This window comes from Shewanella sp. CAL98-MNA-CIBAN-0140, from assembly GCF_040309905.1.
Lineage (GTDB): Bacteria > Pseudomonadota > Gammaproteobacteria > Enterobacterales > Shewanellaceae > Shewanella > Shewanella psychromarinicola.
The window spans coordinates 25,598-43,325 of the sequence record NZ_JBEOPI010000014.1 but is presented as its reverse complement, the minus strand read 5'-3'; the positions used below and the strand labels follow the sequence as shown (position 1 = coordinate 43,325).

The following is a 17,728-nucleotide window of genomic DNA, read 5'->3' as shown; positions in this document are numbered from 1 at the left end:
AATAACATGAGTATCACTTCCTACGTTGGACGTTTTGCACCATCACCTTCAGGTCCACTGCATTTCGGTTCACTCACGGCTGCATTAGGCAGTTATCTTCGCGCCCACAGTCTGCAAGGCCAATGGCTGGTCCGCATAGAAGATATCGATCCCCCACGAGAAGTCCAAGGTGCAAGCGATAATATCCTCCGCACACTTGATGCCTACGGTTTGCATTGGCATGGCACTGCACTATTTCAACATCAACGTCATCAGGCTTATCAAGATAAAATAGACCAACTCATTGCCAGCGATGATGCTTATTATTGCCAATGCACACGTAAGATGATCCAAGCCCATGGTGGTGTATACGATGGCCATTGTGGCCGACTGCAGCCTAAGTTGACACAAGGTGCGATCCGGATTAGAAATTACGCTAAAATCGATCGTTTTATTGACCAGCTTCAAGGCTATGTGGTGGTCGATAACACCTTCGCCGAAGAAGATTTTATGATTAAACGCAGCGATGGTTTATTTGCATACCAGCTCGCCGTTGTACTCGACGATGCTTATCAAGGTATCACTGAAGTCGTCAGAGGTTGTGATTTACTTGAAGCCAGTTGCAGGCAAATAAGTTTATTTACTCAATTAAATGTTACCCCACCTGATTGGCTTCATTTACCGCTAGTCTGTGCACAAAAAGGTGTTAAATTATCAAAGCAGAATCACGCGCCCGCCATCGATATCATTCGCCCACAAGCCAGTATTAATGCTGCTCTTGCCTTTTTAGGCCAGCAAATGGTTGATGTAGATTCGGTACAAGTCATGCTTAAACAGGCAATAGAACAATTTGACCTAAGTACCATTCCAGCACAAAAAGAAATTGTCTTAACGACAACAAACAACTAAGTATCGTCATCGTTCGGCGTACATGATTGCATTAAGCCCATTTTAGCGCCGCGACATGTATACTCATTTGGTCACATTTAATGTATTATACCCGCCAGATTTTTAATCAAATTATTATAGCATTTCGAGGTGTATTATTTTTCGCCGTATTAGCCAATTCTGTAAACAGCTATTTGAAGACAACAAAGTAGCTCCAGTACTTGAAGACCCCATTCAAGAAGATGGCTTACGTCTGGATATCATCTCCAGAGATGGCCATTCGATTTCACGTCGCCAAATTAGTGAGAACGCACTCAAAGTGCTCTATCGTCTTAATAGATCAGGCTATAAAGCTTATTTAGTCGGTGGGGGTGTGCGTGATATTTTATTAGGCCTTCAACCGAAAGATTACGACGTTGTGACTAACGCCACGCCAGACGACATTAAAAAACTATTCCGTAACTGCCGTTTAGTTGGTCGTCGCTTTAGACTGGCACATATCGTTTTTGGGCGTGACGTCATTGAAGTGGCCACTTTTCGCGGCCACCACAGTGAAACAAACGACAACGTATCGAAATCAAATGCCGAAGGGCGTTTACTGCGTGACAATGTCTACGGCGAAATTGATGAAGATGCTGAACGTCGTGACTTCACTATTAACGCGCTGTACTACGACATCAGCGACTATTCTATTCGCAGCTATGGCGGTGGAATAGACGATCTCAAGGCTCGGACGATTAAGCTTATTGGCGACCCCGACACCCGTTATCGCGAAGACCCTGTCCGCATGCTGCGCGCCGTTCGTTTTGCCACTAAACTTGATATGCAAATCGACGCCGTTACCGCGGCCCCAATTAAAGCACTCGCACCATTATTAAAAGATATCCCTGCAGCACGCATGTATGAAGAAGTGTTAAAACTGTTTTTTGCCGGCAAAGCTGAAGCCAATTATAACATGATGCAACGCTTTGGTTTATTCGCACCCTTGTTTGCACAGGTCAGCGCACTCATTGAAGAGTCGCCTAAAGGACATGCCGCCAAAATGCTGCAAGCCGTTATGCGTAATACCGATATCCGTGTTAATGAGGATAAAACGGTTACCCCAGCATTTTTCTTTGCTGCCATATTGTGGTATCCGGTAAAATACCGAGCCGATGATATTGCCATTGAAAGCGGGTTAACCCACTACGATGCACATGTTGCCGCTATGGGTGATGTGCTTGAACAACAATGCCTAACGATTAGCTTACCACGACGCTTTAGTACCCCTGCCCGCGACATTTGGCAGCTGCAACTGCGCTTAGAACGGAGTCAAGGCACGCGGGCATTTAAACTGCTAGAACATCCTAAATTTAGAGCCGCTTACGATTTGCTACTACTGCGTGGTGAAGCTGAAGCGGGCAATACCGCCAAGATAGCTCAGTGGTGGACAACGTTTGTAGAAGCAGATGAAACTGACCGTAGCGACATAGCTAAAAGTGTCAAAAGCAGTAATAGTCGCAACAGAAATGCACCACAGCGTAAGCGTCGTCGTAAACCAGCAGCCAAGCCTGCGGAAGAATAACCACCATGGCGGTTCAAGTTTATGTCGCCTTAGGCGCTAATTTAGCCGAGCCAATACAACAACTCAATGTTGCAGTAACGGCGCTAAAAGCATTGGCGGTAAACGACACGTTTGTGGTCTCAGCTTATTATCGTTCCAAGCCTATGGGTGATGTTGTTCAGCCAGATTATGTCAATGCTGTCGCTGGGTTTCATACCACCCTATTGCCGATTGAATTACTTGATGCCTTGCAAGATATCGAGCAACACCAAGGGCGTGTTCGGCTTAAGCGCTGGGGACCTCGCACCCTAGATTTAGATTTGTTACTGTATGGTAATCAACACATAAGCAAACCTCGACTCTGTGTGCCTCATTACGGCATGAAGCAACGCAGTTTTGTGTTAGTACCATTGGCAGACATCGCGCCATCGCTAACATTGCCTTGCAATACAAGCCTTGAAAGTCTTATTAGTGTGAAAATGCGTGATGAATTGCAAAAACTTATCGATTTAAGTTGATCTTAACGGCCAGAACATTAAGCTCGGCTTTTAGTATTTCAATATTGTTTTAAGAGTCTATTATGTCAAAAGTCACCAGTTCGACCCTAATCAAGTTCAAACAAGAAGGTAAAAAGTTCACCGCATTAACGGCCTATGACGCCAGTTTTGCCGGCGCCTTTGACAGCGAAGGTGTGGATGTACTTTTAGTAGGTGATTCACTTGGTATGGTGCTTCAAGGCCATAATGATACCTTACCGGTAACGATTGCCGATATTGCTTACCATACAGCTTGTGTCAAACGAGGCGTTTCGCGTGCATTGCTCATCGCGGACATGCCGTTTATGAGTTATAGCACCCCAGAACAAACCATGACTAATGCTACAACGCTAATGCAGGCGGGTGCCAGTATGGTTAAATTAGAAGGCGGACATTGGCTACTTGAAAGCGTAAAAATGTTAACCGAACGTGGCATTCCAGTATGTGCTCACCTAGGATTAACCCCGCAGTCGGTGCACGTGTTTGGCGGATTTAAAGTGCAAGGTCGCGATGTTGATAGTGCTCAACGTATTCTAGAAGAAGCCAAAGCAATACAAGCTGCAGGCGCGCAATTATTAGTGGTTGAATGTATTCCGGCTTCGCTGGCTAAAGCCATTACTGAAGCGCTAACCATTCCCGTTATCGGTATTGGCGCAGGTGCAGACACTGATGGCCAAATTCTTGTTATGCATGATGTGTTAGGCATTTCCAGTGGCTATATTCCTCGTTTTTCAAAAAACTACCTTAAACAAACAGGTGAAATTCGTACCGCTATTAAAGCGTATATTGATGAAGTAGCAAACGGCACTTTTCCAGCTGAAGAGCACACATTTAATTCATAATGCGCATTAAATAACGGCATTGTTTTTCCATTAAGGTTTGAACAGAAAATGATTACCACCTCCGCTATTTCAACCATTCGTGAACACGTTAATGCTTGGCGCCGCAAGGGCGAAACGGTTGCTTTTGTGCCAACAATGGGCAATTTGCATCGAGGTCACATCGCCTTAGTAGATGAAGCCAAAAAGCGTGCAGACCATGTGGTGGTATCTATTTTTGTTAATCCTATGCAGTTTAGTGCCAACGAAGATTTAGACAATTATCCTCGCACACTCGCACAAGACAGCGAGCAGCTTATGGTTGCCGGAACAGAAATACTCTTCACTCCAACACCTGAGATCATGTATCCCAAAGGGTTAGCACAACAAACATTTGTTGAAGTACCCGACATTGGCGATCAATTATGTGGTGCAAGCCGCCCAGGGCATTTTCGTGGTGTGGCAACCATAGTCACCAAACTGTTCAATATTGTGCAACCTGACATTGCCTTGTTCGGCCGTAAAGATTTTCAACAATTGATGATCATCAAAACCATGGTTGAAGATTTATCGATGCCAATTGACGTAATTGGTGTCGAGACTATCCGAGAACAATCGGGTCTAGCCATGAGTTCTCGTAACGGCTATTTAACCGCCGATGAAAAATACTTGGCAGCAAGATTAAAACAAGTATTAGATAATATTATTCACGCTATTCAACACGGTGAAGCAGCACAACAAGCTATCACGAAAGCTGAACGAGACTTGATTAGTGCTGGTTTTACGCCCGATTATCTCCAAGTGAGAAATGCAAACACCTTACACCAAGCGACGGCAGCAGACACTAAGCTAATTGTTATTGCGGCCGCGTATCTCGGTAAAACGCGCTTAATCGACAACGTGCTATTTTCTCGTCATTCGAATTAGCCACCACCTATGAAATTATCCAGTTTCAGCTTAAGCCCATTAAATAACAAAACAAATATTATTTTTTATTGAAATTTCTGTTGTCAAAAAACTGGTTTTATCGATAAAATTACATCATATTGAATGATATTGAATCAATATCATTATTTTTTCGACGCTATTGTTGCTATATTGTTATTTAAGCATGATGGCTGTGTATCAACTTTCCGCTAACGAGCAAGGGTTATGTCTTAGTTACGTAGCTAAAAAACATGCTAATCTGCTTAAGTCAATAAGTTCACCAAACCACGAGCTAATTAAGTTAGTTAGTTAGTAAGTTAGTTAGTTAGTCGGAAGCTAAACACTGTGGTCCGCTGTTAGGCTGAATACATAACCGAAACAGTCTACCGTAAACCACTAATATCAAAATCGTAATAGTGATGACAAAAGGATGTGTGGCCGCATGGCAAAAAAACTGTTATTCATCGTACTCGCCATGAGCGCTTTTACTGCTCAGGCCAATACTATCTACAAGTGCATGAAGGATGAAAAAGTCATTTTCAGCCAAACAGTTTGCCCGCAAGAATATAGCCAGCATAAAATTGAATATCAATTAGGTATTACCACCGAAATCGACTCTGACAAGCGCGAGTTGAAAGACGATCCATTAAAAGCCTTGCTTAATAAACAAACTATTTCTAAAGAAAAATTACTCCAATTACTCGATGGCGAAATTTATCGACTTAAACAAGAAAATAGCTATTTTGAAATATTACGTGCGAGCGAAATCCAAAAACTGGATCGTAAACGTTATTGGCAGACCACACCTAAAGACGATCCAAGTTACGGCCTAGAATTACAAAACATCTCTGAACGTTTCAATGATCTCACTAAAAACAACATCAATGTTATCCGTGTATTAAATCAACATAAGATGAAGGTCTCTGCTGAAACACCCCCTGATGAATATATGAGTAATTAACCTCAACTCAATGCCAATGTTGAGGTTATCCCCCTAAGCAGACTGTTCTAGTCTGGTTTAAACACCCCGATCATACTGCCGCTAGCCTTTTGAGGTGCTTTTACATCAGTTTGTTGCTCACGGTAATCACACTCTGTGCACTCAATGGTTTCAATGCCATTTTCTTTAAACAATAGAATACTGTCTTTCGCGCTGCATTTAGGACATTTAGCCCCTGCAACAAAACGCTTTTTAATTTTAGTCATGATTTACTCGACTTAGTGTTTACACAATGAGGTTTATACCCGCTTTATACGCCTATTTTGCCATGATTAGCCCACATGAGTCCCGTGATTGTGGGAAATAAATCCTATATGCGATATTATCTGCACCATTATTCTATTCTTAAGAATCAAGTTGTAATTAATGATCAAGATAAGCCAAGCACAGTTAATTCGCGGCAGTAAAATCTTACTCGATGAAACCTCACTGACGATTAACCCCGGACACAAGGTTGGCCTTGTCGGCGCCAATGGTACAGGTAAATCAACATTGCTTGCCTTAATTTTGGGTCATTTACAGCTGGATAAAGGTGAGTTCAGTTTCCCCGCAGGCTGGCAGGTTGCCTCTGTTGCTCAGGAAACACCCGCATTAAATGTGTCGGCACTAGAGTATGTACTGGACGGCGACACCGAATACCGTCAACTAGAAGCCCAATTAGAACAAGCTGAACATGATAATAACGGCAATGCAATAGCGCTTATCCATGGCAAAATTGATGCTATTGGCGGTTATGCTATTAAAGCTCGAGCGGGCTCACTATTAGCCGGTTTAGGCTTTAAAGATACAGATCAGAGTCACCCGGTCAAAAGTTTCTCTGGTGGTTGGCGTATGCGCCTCAACTTAGCCCAAGCACTGTTATGCCGTTCTGACTTATTGTTACTCGATGAGCCAACCAACCACTTAGACTTAGATACCATGTATTGGTTAGAAGGTTGGATAAAAACGTATCAAGGAACGTTAATTTTGATCAGTCACGATCGTGACTTCATCGATGGCATTATCGGTGAAATTGTTCATATCGAAAATCAAAAATTAAATTATTACAAAGGCAATTACTCATCTTTTGAACGCGTGCGCGCAGAACGCATGGCACAACAACAAGTGGCCTTCGAGCGTCAACAAAAAGAACGCTCACATATGCAGTCATTTGTTGATCGTTTTCGCTATAAAGCCAGTAAAGCTAAACAAGCACAAAGTCGCTTAAAAGCACTCGAACGTATGGCAGAGTTATTGCCATCCCAAGTAGACAATCCATTTCAAATGGCCTTTAGAACACCAGAAGCATTGCCAAATCCATTAGTGGTGATGGAAAATGTCTCTATTGGTTATGAAGATAAAACCATCCTTAAACAGGTTGAGTTAAACCTTGTTCCAGGCGCTCGTATCGGTTTATTGGGGAGAAACGGTGCAGGTAAATCGACGCTAATTAAACTGTTATCTGGCCAATTAAAAGCTAAAACCGGTAAATATCAACCTAATCCAGGATTGAATATTGGTTATTTTGCTCAGCATCAAGTTGAATTTTTAAGCCTTGATGATACCCCAATGCAACACTTGATCAGGCTGGCGCCATCCAATGCGCGCGAACAAGAATTACGGAGCTTTTTAGGCGGATTTGGCTTTAATGGTGATATGGCTTTATCGCCAGTACGGCCGTTTTCTGGCGGCGAAAAAGCGCGTCTGGTATTAGCATTAGTCGTTTGGCAACGCCCTAATCTATTATTACTCGATGAACCCACCAACCATTTAGATTTAGAGATGCGCCATGCGCTAACCATGGCATTACAAACCTTTGAAGGTGCAATGGTAATTGTGTCACATGACCGTCACCTATTACGATTAAGTTGTAGTGACTATTACTTAGTGGATCAAGGTGTTGTAACACCTTTTGACGGTGACTTGGATGATTACCATCAATGGTTACTCGATGCGGCTAAATTGGCCCAAGCCAGCAACAAAACGGATGCTGCCATTAGCAGTGATTCGGTGGATAAAAAGCAGCAAAAAAGGATGGACGCTGAATTACGTCAACGAGTATCGCCATTGAAAAAGCAACAAATAAAATTAGAAACCCAACAGCAAAAAATCAACAAAAGATTAGCCGAACTAGAAATTGAATTAGCCGATGGCGACTTATACGAAGCTGAGAACAAAGCTAAAATGACCAAGGTTCTCAACGAGCGTACGACGCTGACTCAAACCATGGATGAAAGTGAAATGGATTGGTTAGAGATTCAAGAACAGATTGAGCTTATCGAACAAGATTTTCAATAAGCGATTGGTTTTCATTATTTTATTGGCATTTGTGCTGTTAATTAACCGCACAAATGCAGCAAGGGATTCTGTATGTCGCAACCTTTTCATCGCCAAACATTTAGTCATACAATTTGGCGTCATTGCGAGCAAAGCTATTCAATTAACCCTCAGTTTTACGTACACCTACAAGACAGTTACCACGTAAACGTTAATATTCTATTATTAGCGCAATACCTTGATCAACAGCATTATGTTTTGACGCAGCAACAATGGGAAATATTAACCCTTGTGGTTGATCAATGGGAAACCAATGTCTTACAACCTTATCGACGCTTACGTCGGATCGCTAAGGCGCATTTAGACAACGACGAATATCAAAAAATGCTCGATGTTGAGTTGGTGATGGAACGTAAATCTCAATACATGTTATTGCACAAATTGAATTTACTGCAGGGACAACCACTAAGCACTGATACTACAGACAATACTGAACCAGGAAATATACAACACTATCTAAGTTTATTTGGCTTAGATGAAAGCATTATGGCTGGGTTAACCACGCAAACAGGTCTTATTAACTCGTAATACATCGTCATCTCATTTGAGCCAGTTGTACGCAAACCAATGGGTTAACAATAAGATTCACCCATAACAGCATTGTTTAGACAATAAAGATTGTCTAAACAATGCTAAATAGGCTGGCTGTTGTGACAGTAAGAAGAGTCTTAGTCACACTCAATATCTGGTATGTTCAACACATTGGATAAGGACGCGGCTTCGCGCGGCCTATCTTTATTGACTTCGCGACCACTTACGACCACTTAGAATGTTAGCTTTCATTGCATAAAATTAAGATTTAGACATTATTTATTTTTCGAGTCGGTCATTGATTTTAATTCACCTTCAATAAGTATTTAACTTTTCTTTCGACGCGGTAGATTTGATATTAACGCTTACATTCTGACCTACTAGATAATCAGCTCGATTTTTTTGAGAAGTTCTAACCGCTTCTTCGTCTTCTTTATATTTATAACGCTAACGTGATATTCAAACGATGCCCCTTGTCCTGGTCCTGGGCCATCGCCTAATGGCGTATATGTAGATGGAAAGCTAAACCATCCATTTTCAAATTCGTAACATGGATGGTTTCAATAATCATTACCATGGTCTTTGGTTTTTGCAGCAACAATCTTGGTGGCATGATTAATGGTCATGATTAATGGTATTGAGTAATACCATCAGGTAATACTCAATACATACATTTACACATTATTGCACTGGGATCAGAGCTTCGATTAGCTTTGGTCGCCATTGGCCCTTATTAGCATCGTATGCGCCAAATCCTGATGCGTATTCCCAATATGCCCAGCTCATATTACGTTTTTCAGCCTCGCGCGCAATAAAAGCGGTCCAGGCTTTTTGCTGATCGGGATCAACGCTACGCGAATAAACGCCGAATTCACCTATAAATATTTCAAAACCGCGATTAGCGTGCGCATTCCAACGGGTGACTCGATCAAACATAGCGATTAAGGGGGCCTGATCGCTTTGTGTGCCTAACCAGCGAGTGCCAATCCAATCGTCTGCTCCATTAACCCATTTAGCCCCTTGATGAGTAAAATGAAAGGGCTTGTAATAGTGAATGGTAATTATGGTATTACGCGCATTTACCGAGGATGGTAGTCTCAATTTCGCTAAGTCATCGGGCTGACTCCAATTGGCCGAACCAATCATTACGGTCCGCTGCGTGGTACCATCATTTTGCTGTGCTGCCATATCACCCCAAATTACCGTCAATAATCGTGCAATGATATTATTCCAATCACTGTGATCTATGCTGCTATTAGGCTCGTTCAATAATTCAAAGATAAGATTATCATGGCCATATTCAGAGAGAGGAAATTGCTCACTCATTTGTTGCCAAATACCCTGTAAACGAAGAATGTGTCCCGCTTGCTGACTTTCTGGATCATGCATCATCTTTGTATAGTGATGCACATTTAAGATAACTTTTAGATGCGCATTGTTGGCCCAGCCAACCACTTCTTTAACGCGGGCCATAAATGTATCATTAATGGCATAGGGGAAGGTTAAATCGGCGTGAGCGGACCAGCGAACCGGGATGCGCACGGTTTTAAAACCGGCAGCGGCAATCCTTTGTAAATCATCTTCAATCAGCACGCGACCACCAGACCACTCGCCCTCGACAGGAGCCTCTAGGTAATTGCCAAGGTTGATTCCTCGGCCGAGTTGCGTCTGTTCCAGGCCACCTTGATCATTCCATGCGTAAAGGTCGCTGTAATAGCTGTCTAATAGCACCACGGGATTATCTGTTGCGTTAGCAATAGCGTTGGGACTTCCACAGCCGAGTAAGTTATAAATGACTGTGGCGAATAGTAAAGGCGTTACACTCTTGCGTATTAACAAGCGTGCACAAGCATAGATATCAATAGCAAAGATAGTCGCTAGTTTAACGATCCGCGAATCAACCCACTCTCGTCGATGCTCAACGTGTTCATCAGTCACATCATCAAGGCCACACGAGAACGCTTTACGAACAACACATGAGCAGCAATGATAATTAGGTGTCTCTTCTAAGCTCACGATTGTTTGTCTTGGTCTAGCCATCATTCATTACCTGCAAAATAAAGGTAACTAAAGACTAGACCAGTGGTTGAGTATTCGCCAACGATCTTGGCTAGCCATAATAGGGTCACCTTTGGGCAGTATAAAGCGAGCACTATCTTTTCGGGTGATCCACAATAAAAGCACTTAATTATGTTATTCGAAACAATATCAAGCAAAATCGAAGCAGCATAAATATCGGAGTAACGCGGCCGTCGATGACATGGCCAAGTTTACTGGGAAGGACTTGCCAAGTGTCACCGAAGTGCTTGCACTATAGGCTGCTCTTTCACATCCATGTGATCGCGACATTCGCGACATCCTGTAGGTAACCGGCTTATAGCAATTGATAAAATTGAATTGACGATCTAAAAAACCTTAAAATATGAAATTGTTAAGGCGTTACTCGAACTGAAGTCCAAATATTAATAACCGTTGGAATAAAAGTGAGTTATCTCGACTCTAATATCGACTCTAATATCGACAAACTACGACAATATCAAAGTAATATACCGCCCAATAGCGGTATACAACATAAATTGAGCTAGCTAGTTTGAGTCAGTTTTTGGGCCAACGCCGTCGCATTTCGAGCCACAAGCCCATAAATAGACAACTGAGGGTTAGCGCCTAAACTGGTTGGAAATACCGAACCGTCCATCACCGATAAATTTTCAAGATAGTGTGAATAACCAAAACCATCGACCATTGCAAGGGCTTTATCTTCACCCATTGCACAACCGCCCATCACATGGGCCGATGCGACTATGGTTTTTAATAAGCCTAAATCGACATTATTGATAACCTGCTTTGCTTCACTCCACGAATTGAGAAATGACAAACCATCATGCATCGGTAACACCTTTTTGGCACCTGCAGCAAATTGTAACTCAGCCATCGACAAAAATGCCCGACGAGCACCATCCCAAAATCCTTGGTTTAAAGGATAATCTAATGCAAAACTGGTATCCGTTAACCTCACCTGTCCACCAGGACATTGCTGATTGAAACCATCACGAATAAGCGCAATGGTGACCTGCATTTGATTAAAATTAGCCATTAACTGTGCATGGCTAACGCCATAACCAATGGTTTTTGACGCGATCAATACTGGGTGTACAGGCGCAACTTCCAATTTATAACCAACGTCACCCACGGCGCCATCACGCCAAACAAATTCATCGGAATAGATAGATTGCGGTGCACCACTGTGACCATTAATTTGTTCCGCAAAAATCCCTCCCGATAACAATGAAGGATGTAAGAAAGTTTTGCCTAACTGTTTATGGGGATCGGGCGTATTAGAGCGCATTAAAATAGTCGGAGTATGAATAGCCCCCGCACTTAAAATATAATGTTTCGCACTAAAGGTGATTTGCACTGACGTTGGCTTTAGGCCTTCTGTTAACGCTTGTGCCGTTAACCCAACAACTTGATCGCCTTTATGCTCAAGCTTAATCACCCTAGCGCGTGAAATTAGCGTAGCGCCTTTATCCAGCGCCGCGGGGATAGTAGTGACCAACATAGATTGTTTCGCGTTGACAGGGCAACCCATGCCACAGTAGCCCGTATTCCAGCAACCTTTGACATTACGTTTGATAACCGTGTAATCCCAGCCCAGTTTTTCACAACCTTCAAGTAATGCACCATTGTTACGATTGGGCTCATACTGCCATTGCTCAATATTAAGTCGCTGTTCCATCATTTCAAACCAAGGGAGTAAGTCTTGCGAAGATAGTCCTTTAACCGACTTCTCTTGTTCCCAATAAGCTAATGTTTGCTCAGGTGTTCTTATTGATGTGGTCCAATTCACTGTGGTCGACCCGCCCACCGTACGACCTTGAAATATACCAATGCCTTTATCGGCAGTTTTCATCGCGGCCGCTTGTTGGTACAAATTGGGGTAGGCGTGACGTTCTTCCATATCAAAGTGAGTCGATGACTTAAGCGCTCCGCCTTCAATCATGATCACTTTTAAACCCGCTTCCGTTAAGATTTCTGCCGCCGTACCGCCACCAGCACCAGTACCAACAATAACAACATCGGCTTCAAAATGGCGATCGACCTCTAAGCGACTGGCATCGATATGATGCCAACCGTCGTTTAATCCAGTGATAATCGGATCAATAATAGCCAAGGGGATGCTCCTTACACGAGAGAGTTATTGTAGGTTATTAACTAAAAAAGTAGGTTTTTCATAACGTAAGTTGCCCCAATGTTCTGGACAGGCGTAATAACTGGCCATAATCAATTCACGTAAACCGCCGTAAGCGGTTTTTAACATATCCAAATAATTGTAACGCCAAAACTCAAGCATTTCGACCAATTGCTGGGGGTCACGCATTAAAAGCGGTGTCATACTGCCACTGAGTAACAACAAGCCCAAACGTCCTTCAAGCAATTCCAATAACTCCATCAACTCTTGTTGTTGGTCTGGCGCTAAATGGGTAATTGATTGTGAAATTGCATCCAAAGTCCGATTCATCGCGATTTCTCGATGGCTGGGTACCTCGGGTAATGCGCCATCTAAGAAAGCTGGGATCAACACACTGAACAATACTCGGTGATGGATATCATCCGAAGAAGTAGTGATATTTGGCAAATATAAATTAACGCCTAGGGCCAATGCTGCAGTTCCAGCAAACGCTCCAGTGAGAAAGGTACGCCGCTTCATTTACTTCCCCTTGAGTTTATTGTTGTCTCTATTTTTTATGTGGTAGAGTGGCATGAGTAACATTTAAACACATGTTTAAATTTTAACAAACTATTATAGAAATATTCCCTTTATGAAAACGTTATTCACACCGCCTTGGTGGGCTGCTAGCCCGCATGTTCAAACGATTCTACCATTGCTTTTTAAAGTAGCCAGACCTGCAACCTTTAGGCAACGACAAGAATTACCCGATGGCGATTTTATCGATTTAGATTGGCTTGGCCAAGCCCAAAATGGCGAGCCTATATTAGTGATTATTCATGGTCTTGAAGGTAATACAGAATCACATTATGCACGCAGAATGCTCATCGAAGCAAAAAAAGCCAAACTGTCTGCATTGGTTCACCATCATCGGGGCTGTTCAGGTGAGCCTAATCGCTTAGCCCGCAGCTATCATAGTGGCGATGTTAACGACTTAGCCTACACTCTTGAGCAACTAAAACACTATTATCCAGACTCGCCACTGTATGCTGTCGGCTACAGCCTGGGCGGTAATGTATTAGCCAAATACCAAGGTAGCAAACAACAACATAGCTTACTGGAACGTGCCGTGGTTGTGTCGGCCCCTCTCACGTTAAGTGCCTGTGCAAAACGCCTAGAAAGTGGCTTTTCAACCCTTTATCAGCGTTTTTTGATTAAACGCTTACAAGATAAAATGCTCGACAAAATTAACTCTGCAGATTTGACCGAGCAAATGCCGATCACTAAAAAGCAGCTCAAAATGCTGAATACCTTTTATTTGTTTGACGATAAAGTCACCGCACCATTACACGGTTTCACTGACGTCAATGATTACTATCAGCAATCCAGCGGCCTTGCTTATTTACAACATATCACTAAGCCCACATTAGTGATCCACGCTAAAGATGACCCCTTTATGACCGATGAAGTGATCCCAAACCAAGACCAATTGTCGCCGATGGTTGAATACGAGTTGCATGAGTTTGGTGGGCATGTGGGATTTGTTGAAGGGGGATGGCCTTGGAAACCACGTTTTTATCTCGAGCATCGTATCATCGAGTTTATTCTATCTGCAGGTGACACAATAACCGAGCACGATGTCCCCTCTTCCTCGCTAAGTCATTTATAGGAAATACGCCATGCTTGTGCCTTATGAAGCCCTACTGACACTACCTCAAGAAATACTTCAACGTATGATAAAAGAATATCTGTTTTCGCAACTTGAAGATGGCAGCTTTAGTGATGCTAGCGAGCAGCAATTAATAAGTGCGATGGAACAATGTAAACTAGCGCTGAAAAAAGGCGAATTAGTTGTCGAGTTTAGTGAAGACGACGAGTCTATCGCCATCAGACAACGCGAACATATTTCACGGTCATCTACCCATGAATCGTGATAACTAAATGATAGAACTACGACAAATTGATCATATGCCACCGGTGAATAATTGACCCAAAGGTGATAATTACCGTATAACTAGTGACTTGATTTTCATTCGTCCACAACTTTACGTAGGCAAATAACATGTCAGCAAAACACCCTATTATTGCTGTAACCGGTTCATCTGGTGCTGGCACAACCACAACAACTACCGCTTTTATTCATATTTTTAGACAGCTAGGCATCAATGCTGCATTTGTTGAGGGTGACAGTTTTCATAATTTTACCCGTGCAGAAATGGAAGTGTTAATTCGAAAATCCCAGGCTGAAAATCGTAATCTAAGTTATTTTGGCCCCGAAGCAAACAACTTTAAAAAACTCGAAGAATGCTTTACCAGTTACGGTAACACCGGTAATGGCCAAACACGCAGTTACTTGCATACATTTGACGAAGCGGTTCCGTTCAACCAAATGCCTGGCACATTCACCCAATGGCGTGAGTTACCAGAAAATACCGATATGCTGTATTACGAAGGACTGCATGGTGGTGTGGTGACTGAAGATGCCGATGTGGCTAAACATATTGATCTATTGATTGGTATGGTGCCCATTGTCAATTTAGAGTGGATCCAGAAGATTATCCGCGACACAAATGATAGGGGCCATAGCCGTGAAAAAGTGATGGGCTCGATTGTCCGCAGCATGGATGATTACATCAAACATATGACCCCGCAATTTTCGCGAACCCACATTAATTTTCAACGAGTGCCAACGGTTGATACCTCTAACCCTTTTAGCGCCAAAGACATTCCGAGTCTCGACGAAAGCTTTCTGGTGATCCGTTTCCGTGGCATAAATAATGTTGATTTTCCTTATTATCTTAATATGATCCAAGGCTCATTTATGTCCCGCATTAATACTTTAGTCGTCCCCGGTGGAAAAATGTCATTGGCCATGGAGCTTATTTTGACACCATTGGTTAAAGACTTAATGGATAAACGCATAGAGTTACAAAATCTAAATGATATCAAGCCCGATTAAGCTTGATTTAAGTCATGGTGGCTAGAATAGTTACATCGTGATTTCAAGCGAAATAGCGGCAGTTGATGTGCTTAAAGTGCTAATCCCCCTTTTTGTTCTGTTAGTGCATTAAGCACATTAACGAAACCAAACAACGTCGCGGCTCAAGCACCCACATCAACTATTATCCCTTCAGATAAACAAGTGAATACACTGATTGGTTGATAATAGTAAATGACTCACATTGCTCACTCTGAGCATTACATAAGCGGGATAATTTCTCGATAAGCTTGATTATTTTGGTACTGTTTCAAGCGCAAAATAAACTCATCGCTGCGCGCAATCTCCGGGTAATCCTTCAAGGCATCAATGGCTTTTTTCTGCGTATCAATCGCTGCAGTAAAATCACCGAGTTCTGCATATGCAGCCGCAAGGTTATCCAATACAGTCGGATCATTCTGATCATGCTCAAGTAATTTTAACGACATCGACACCGCACGCGAGCCATCTCGATATTCAGCTTCAGGGCACGTTGCTAATATCCAAGCAATATTGCCCATTGATACAGCATCACCCGCAACACTAAACTGCTCCATTGCTTTACCGCAATTACGCACCACGCCATCGCCACCAGCAGAATAAATAAACCCTAAACGAAAATGAGCCCATTTATCACCTTGCTCAACCATTTGCAGATACCATTTTTCAGCAAGCGCTAAATCACGCGGAAATAATTTACCTTCAAAGGCTAAATCCGCTAATGTTTGTTGTGCTTTTATGTGTTGCTGCAGAGCAGCAAGATTAATCCAATTCAAACCTTGTTGAGTATCTTGAGTAGCAAATCGTCCTGAAAGGTTCATTAAGCCCAATAAAAATTGTGCATCAGCATTGCCCTGTTTAGCTTTAATCTGAATATGAACCAGTTTAGTCGCCGCCTGAGACTGAATGGAGGGCGGGATCACAAACGCTTTTACAGACAAACTTAACCCACTTAATAAAACGACACAGATAACAACCCCGATTTGACTCAGTTTTTTCACGCATACCTCGACAACTATTAATGATGCTGATTAAATAACATTAGCTAAGACATAGTTCTAATACAATAGATAAATGCCATTGGCTGTAACCCAATCGTAGTGATGATGAAGACTAATTCACAAAAAAAGTGGACAGTCATCACAAACGAGATAAATTTAATCTAAAATTTAACAAGTTAATATACACTACCCACACTTCTAAATACGATCTCTATCAAAGTTTTCACCGTTTCAATAGCGTAGAATGCTTAATTAGACATTACTTACTTTCATTTTTAATCAATCGAGGAATATCATATGGCTCTGATTGGTAAGCCAAAACCTGACCCAACATTAGAATGGTTTCTTTCACATTGTCACATTCATAAGTACCCAGCAAAGAGTACTTTAATTCACGCAGGTGAAGAGTCTGACACTTTATATTACATCGTCAAAGGTTCGGTCGCAGTATTGATCAAAGATGACGAAGGTAAAGAAATGATCCTGTCTTATCTTAATCAAGGCGACTTTATCGGTGAGCTTGGGTTGTTTGAAGAACAATCTGAACGTACTGCTTGGGTTCGTGCTAAGCAAGCATGTGAAATTGCAGAAATTTCTTATAAGAAGTTTAAGCAACTCATTCAGGTTAATCCTGAAATTCTCATGAAGCTTTCTGCGCAAATGGCATATCGTTTACACAGCACTAGTCAAAAAGTGGGCGACTTAGCCTTCCTTGATGTGGCTGGCCGTATTGCACAAACATTATTACATCTTGCTAAGCAACCTGATGCAATGACACATCCTGACGGCATGCAGATTAAGATCACCCGCCAAGAGATTGGTCAAATTGTCGGTTGTTCACGCGAAACCGTTGGTCGAATTTTAAAAATGCTTGAAGAACAAAATTTGATTCAAGCACACGGTAAAACAATCGTGGTTTATGGCACTCGCTAAAAACGACGACTAAGGCTAAATGTTTAAGCCTTAATCATTTAGGCTTCAGCTTGATTTAAGCCAAGATACTTAAAGTGGTGTTCATACTCTGAACGCCACTTTTTTTTATTT

17 protein-coding genes are annotated in these 17,728 nt (G+C 42.3%); 12 read left to right on the top strand and 5 right to left on the bottom strand.

Annotated features, from left to right (window positions below; translation table 11 throughout):
• The first annotated feature begins 6 nt into the window (after positions 1 to 6).
• The 6 genes from gluQRS (at position 7) to AAEY93_RS09220 (ending at position 5,652) form a co-directional block, all read left to right on the top strand.
• Positions 7 to 888, top strand: coding sequence for a tRNA glutamyl-Q(34) synthetase GluQRS (gene gluQRS / locus AAEY93_RS09245; protein WP_351076322.1), 882 nt, complete (start codon positions 7 to 9; stop codon positions 886 to 888).
• Positions 889 to 1,129: 241 nt separating this feature from the next.
• Positions 1,130 to 2,431 (top strand): polynucleotide adenylyltransferase PcnB, encoded by a 1,302-nt coding sequence (pcnB, locus tag AAEY93_RS09240; RefSeq protein WP_164839545.1) that lies wholly within the window; start codon positions 1,130 to 1,132, stop codon positions 2,429 to 2,431.
• A 5-nt stretch (positions 2,432 to 2,436) separates the two neighbouring features.
• Positions 2,437 to 2,928 carry a 2-amino-4-hydroxy-6-hydroxymethyldihydropteridine diphosphokinase gene (gene folK, locus AAEY93_RS09235; RefSeq protein ID WP_124012438.1) on the top strand — a complete coding sequence of 164 codons (492 nt, stop codon included), beginning with the start codon at positions 2,437 to 2,439 and terminating at the stop codon, positions 2,926 to 2,928.
• 62 nt (positions 2,929 to 2,990) lie between these two features.
• Positions 2,991 to 3,788 carry a 3-methyl-2-oxobutanoate hydroxymethyltransferase gene (gene panB, locus AAEY93_RS09230; protein WP_351076319.1) on the top strand — a complete coding sequence of 266 codons (798 nt, stop codon included), beginning with the start codon at positions 2,991 to 2,993 and terminating at the stop codon, positions 3,786 to 3,788.
• 48 nt (positions 3,789 to 3,836) lie between these two features.
• Positions 3,837 to 4,691, top strand: coding sequence for a pantoate--beta-alanine ligase (gene panC / locus AAEY93_RS09225; protein ID WP_351076316.1), 855 nt, complete (start codon positions 3,837 to 3,839; stop codon positions 4,689 to 4,691).
• Positions 4,692 to 5,133: 442 nt separating this feature from the next.
• Positions 5,134 to 5,652, top strand: a complete 519-nt coding sequence (locus tag AAEY93_RS09220) for a DUF4124 domain-containing protein (RefSeq protein WP_124012440.1) — start codon at positions 5,134 to 5,136, stop codon at positions 5,650 to 5,652.
• 47 nt (positions 5,653 to 5,699) lie between these two features.
• Here the strand turns inward: AAEY93_RS09220 and AAEY93_RS09215 are convergent, their stop codons facing one another.
• Positions 5,700 to 5,897, bottom strand: a complete 198-nt coding sequence (locus AAEY93_RS09215; protein WP_164839440.1) for a YheV family putative zinc ribbon protein — start codon at positions 5,895 to 5,897, stop codon at positions 5,700 to 5,702.
• Positions 5,898 to 6,057: 160 nt separating this feature from the next.
• Here AAEY93_RS09215 and AAEY93_RS09210 point away from each other — a divergent pair, with 160 nt between their 5' ends.
• Both AAEY93_RS09210 and AAEY93_RS09205 read left to right on the top strand, forming a co-directional pair.
• Positions 6,058 to 7,968 carry an ABC transporter ATP-binding protein gene (locus AAEY93_RS09210; protein ID WP_124012441.1) on the top strand — a complete coding sequence of 637 codons (1,911 nt, stop codon included), beginning with the start codon at positions 6,058 to 6,060 and terminating at the stop codon, positions 7,966 to 7,968.
• A 72-nt stretch (positions 7,969 to 8,040) separates the two neighbouring features.
• Positions 8,041 to 8,535 carry a TIGR02444 family protein gene (locus AAEY93_RS09205; RefSeq protein WP_351076311.1) on the top strand — a complete coding sequence of 165 codons (495 nt, stop codon included), beginning with the start codon at positions 8,041 to 8,043 and terminating at the stop codon, positions 8,533 to 8,535.
• A 684-nt stretch (positions 8,536 to 9,219) separates the two neighbouring features.
• Here AAEY93_RS09205 and AAEY93_RS09200 read toward each other — a convergent pair.
• The 3 genes from AAEY93_RS09200 to AAEY93_RS09190 all read right to left on the bottom strand — a co-directional run bounded on the left by AAEY93_RS09200 (position 9,220) and on the right by AAEY93_RS09190 (position 13,246).
• A complete protein-coding gene (locus tag AAEY93_RS09200) occupies positions 9,220 to 10,581 on the bottom strand; it encodes a glycoside hydrolase family 5 protein (protein WP_124012443.1) in 1,362 nt (453 codons plus the stop codon).
• Positions 10,582 to 11,119: 538 nt separating this feature from the next.
• A complete protein-coding gene (locus AAEY93_RS09195) occupies positions 11,120 to 12,709 on the bottom strand; it encodes a GMC family oxidoreductase (protein WP_101034184.1) in 1,590 nt (529 codons plus the stop codon).
• Between the two features lie 24 nt (positions 12,710 to 12,733).
• Complete coding sequence (locus AAEY93_RS09190; RefSeq protein ID WP_124012444.1) at positions 12,734 to 13,246, bottom strand: TAT leader-containing periplasmic protein; 513 nt, start codon at positions 13,244 to 13,246, stop codon at positions 12,734 to 12,736.
• A 112-nt stretch (positions 13,247 to 13,358) separates the two neighbouring features.
• Between AAEY93_RS09190 and AAEY93_RS09185 the strand changes: the two genes are divergently transcribed.
• From AAEY93_RS09185 to AAEY93_RS09175, 3 genes are all read left to right on the top strand, one after another.
• Positions 13,359 to 14,375: a hydrolase gene (locus tag AAEY93_RS09185; protein ID WP_124012445.1), complete on the top strand. Its 1,017-nt coding sequence runs from the start codon at positions 13,359 to 13,361 to the stop codon at positions 14,373 to 14,375.
• A gap of 10 nt (positions 14,376 to 14,385) precedes the next feature.
• The gene (locus tag AAEY93_RS09180) at positions 14,386 to 14,640 is read left to right on the top strand and encodes a YheU family protein (RefSeq protein ID WP_101034181.1); all 255 of its coding nucleotides are present in this window, start codon (positions 14,386 to 14,388) and stop codon (positions 14,638 to 14,640) included.
• Between the two features lie 128 nt (positions 14,641 to 14,768).
• On the top strand, positions 14,769 to 15,665 hold the full coding sequence (locus tag AAEY93_RS09175) for a phosphoribulokinase (RefSeq protein WP_101034180.1): 897 nt from the start codon (positions 14,769 to 14,771) through the stop codon (positions 15,663 to 15,665).
• Between the two features lie 239 nt (positions 15,666 to 15,904).
• On the opposite strand, the gene AAEY93_RS09170 is transcribed toward AAEY93_RS09175, so the two are convergent.
• Positions 15,905 to 16,684: a tetratricopeptide repeat protein gene (locus AAEY93_RS09170; RefSeq protein WP_101034179.1), complete on the bottom strand. Its 780-nt coding sequence runs from the start codon at positions 16,682 to 16,684 to the stop codon at positions 15,905 to 15,907.
• A gap of 297 nt (positions 16,685 to 16,981) precedes the next feature.
• Here AAEY93_RS09170 and crp point away from each other — a divergent pair, with 297 nt between their 5' ends.
• Entirely contained in the window at positions 16,982 to 17,617 is a 636-nt protein-coding gene (crp, locus tag AAEY93_RS09165) for a cAMP-activated global transcriptional regulator CRP (RefSeq protein WP_101034178.1), read from the top strand.
• Positions 17,618 to 17,728: the final 111 nt, after the last annotated feature.

Excerpts from the sequence above, each read along its gene's own strand:
- AAEY93_RS09180 (WP_101034181.1), top strand. The coding sequence starts at position 14,386 with ATGCTTGTGCCTTATGAAGCCCTACTGACACTACCTCAAGAAATACTT.
- gluQRS (WP_351076322.1), top strand. The coding sequence starts at position 7 with ATGAGTATCACTTCCTACGTTGGACGTTTTGCACCATCACCTTCAGGT.
- AAEY93_RS09200 (WP_124012443.1), bottom strand. The coding sequence starts at position 10,581 with ATGATGGCTAGACCAAGACAAACAATCGTGAGCTTAGAAGAGACACCT.
- AAEY93_RS09185 (WP_124012445.1), top strand. The coding sequence starts at position 13,359 with ATGAAAACGTTATTCACACCGCCTTGGTGGGCTGCTAGCCCGCATGTT.
- AAEY93_RS09215 (WP_164839440.1), bottom strand. The coding sequence starts at position 5,897 with ATGACTAAAATTAAAAAGCGTTTTGTTGCAGGGGCTAAATGTCCTAAA.
- panB (WP_351076319.1), top strand. The coding sequence starts at position 2,991 with ATGTCAAAAGTCACCAGTTCGACCCTAATCAAGTTCAAACAAGAAGGT.
- AAEY93_RS09175 (WP_101034180.1), top strand. The coding sequence starts at position 14,769 with ATGTCAGCAAAACACCCTATTATTGCTGTAACCGGTTCATCTGGTGCT.
- AAEY93_RS09190 (WP_124012444.1), bottom strand. The coding sequence starts at position 13,246 with ATGAAGCGGCGTACCTTTCTCACTGGAGCGTTTGCTGGAACTGCAGCA.
- panC (WP_351076316.1), top strand. The coding sequence starts at position 3,837 with ATGATTACCACCTCCGCTATTTCAACCATTCGTGAACACGTTAATGCT.
- AAEY93_RS09220 (WP_124012440.1), top strand. The coding sequence starts at position 5,134 with ATGGCAAAAAAACTGTTATTCATCGTACTCGCCATGAGCGCTTTTACT.
- crp (WP_101034178.1), top strand. The coding sequence starts at position 16,982 with ATGGCTCTGATTGGTAAGCCAAAACCTGACCCAACATTAGAATGGTTT.
- folK (WP_124012438.1), top strand. The coding sequence starts at position 2,437 with ATGGCGGTTCAAGTTTATGTCGCCTTAGGCGCTAATTTAGCCGAGCCA.
- AAEY93_RS09205 (WP_351076311.1), top strand. The coding sequence starts at position 8,041 with ATGTCGCAACCTTTTCATCGCCAAACATTTAGTCATACAATTTGGCGT.
- AAEY93_RS09210 (WP_124012441.1), top strand. The coding sequence starts at position 6,058 with ATGATCAAGATAAGCCAAGCACAGTTAATTCGCGGCAGTAAAATCTTA.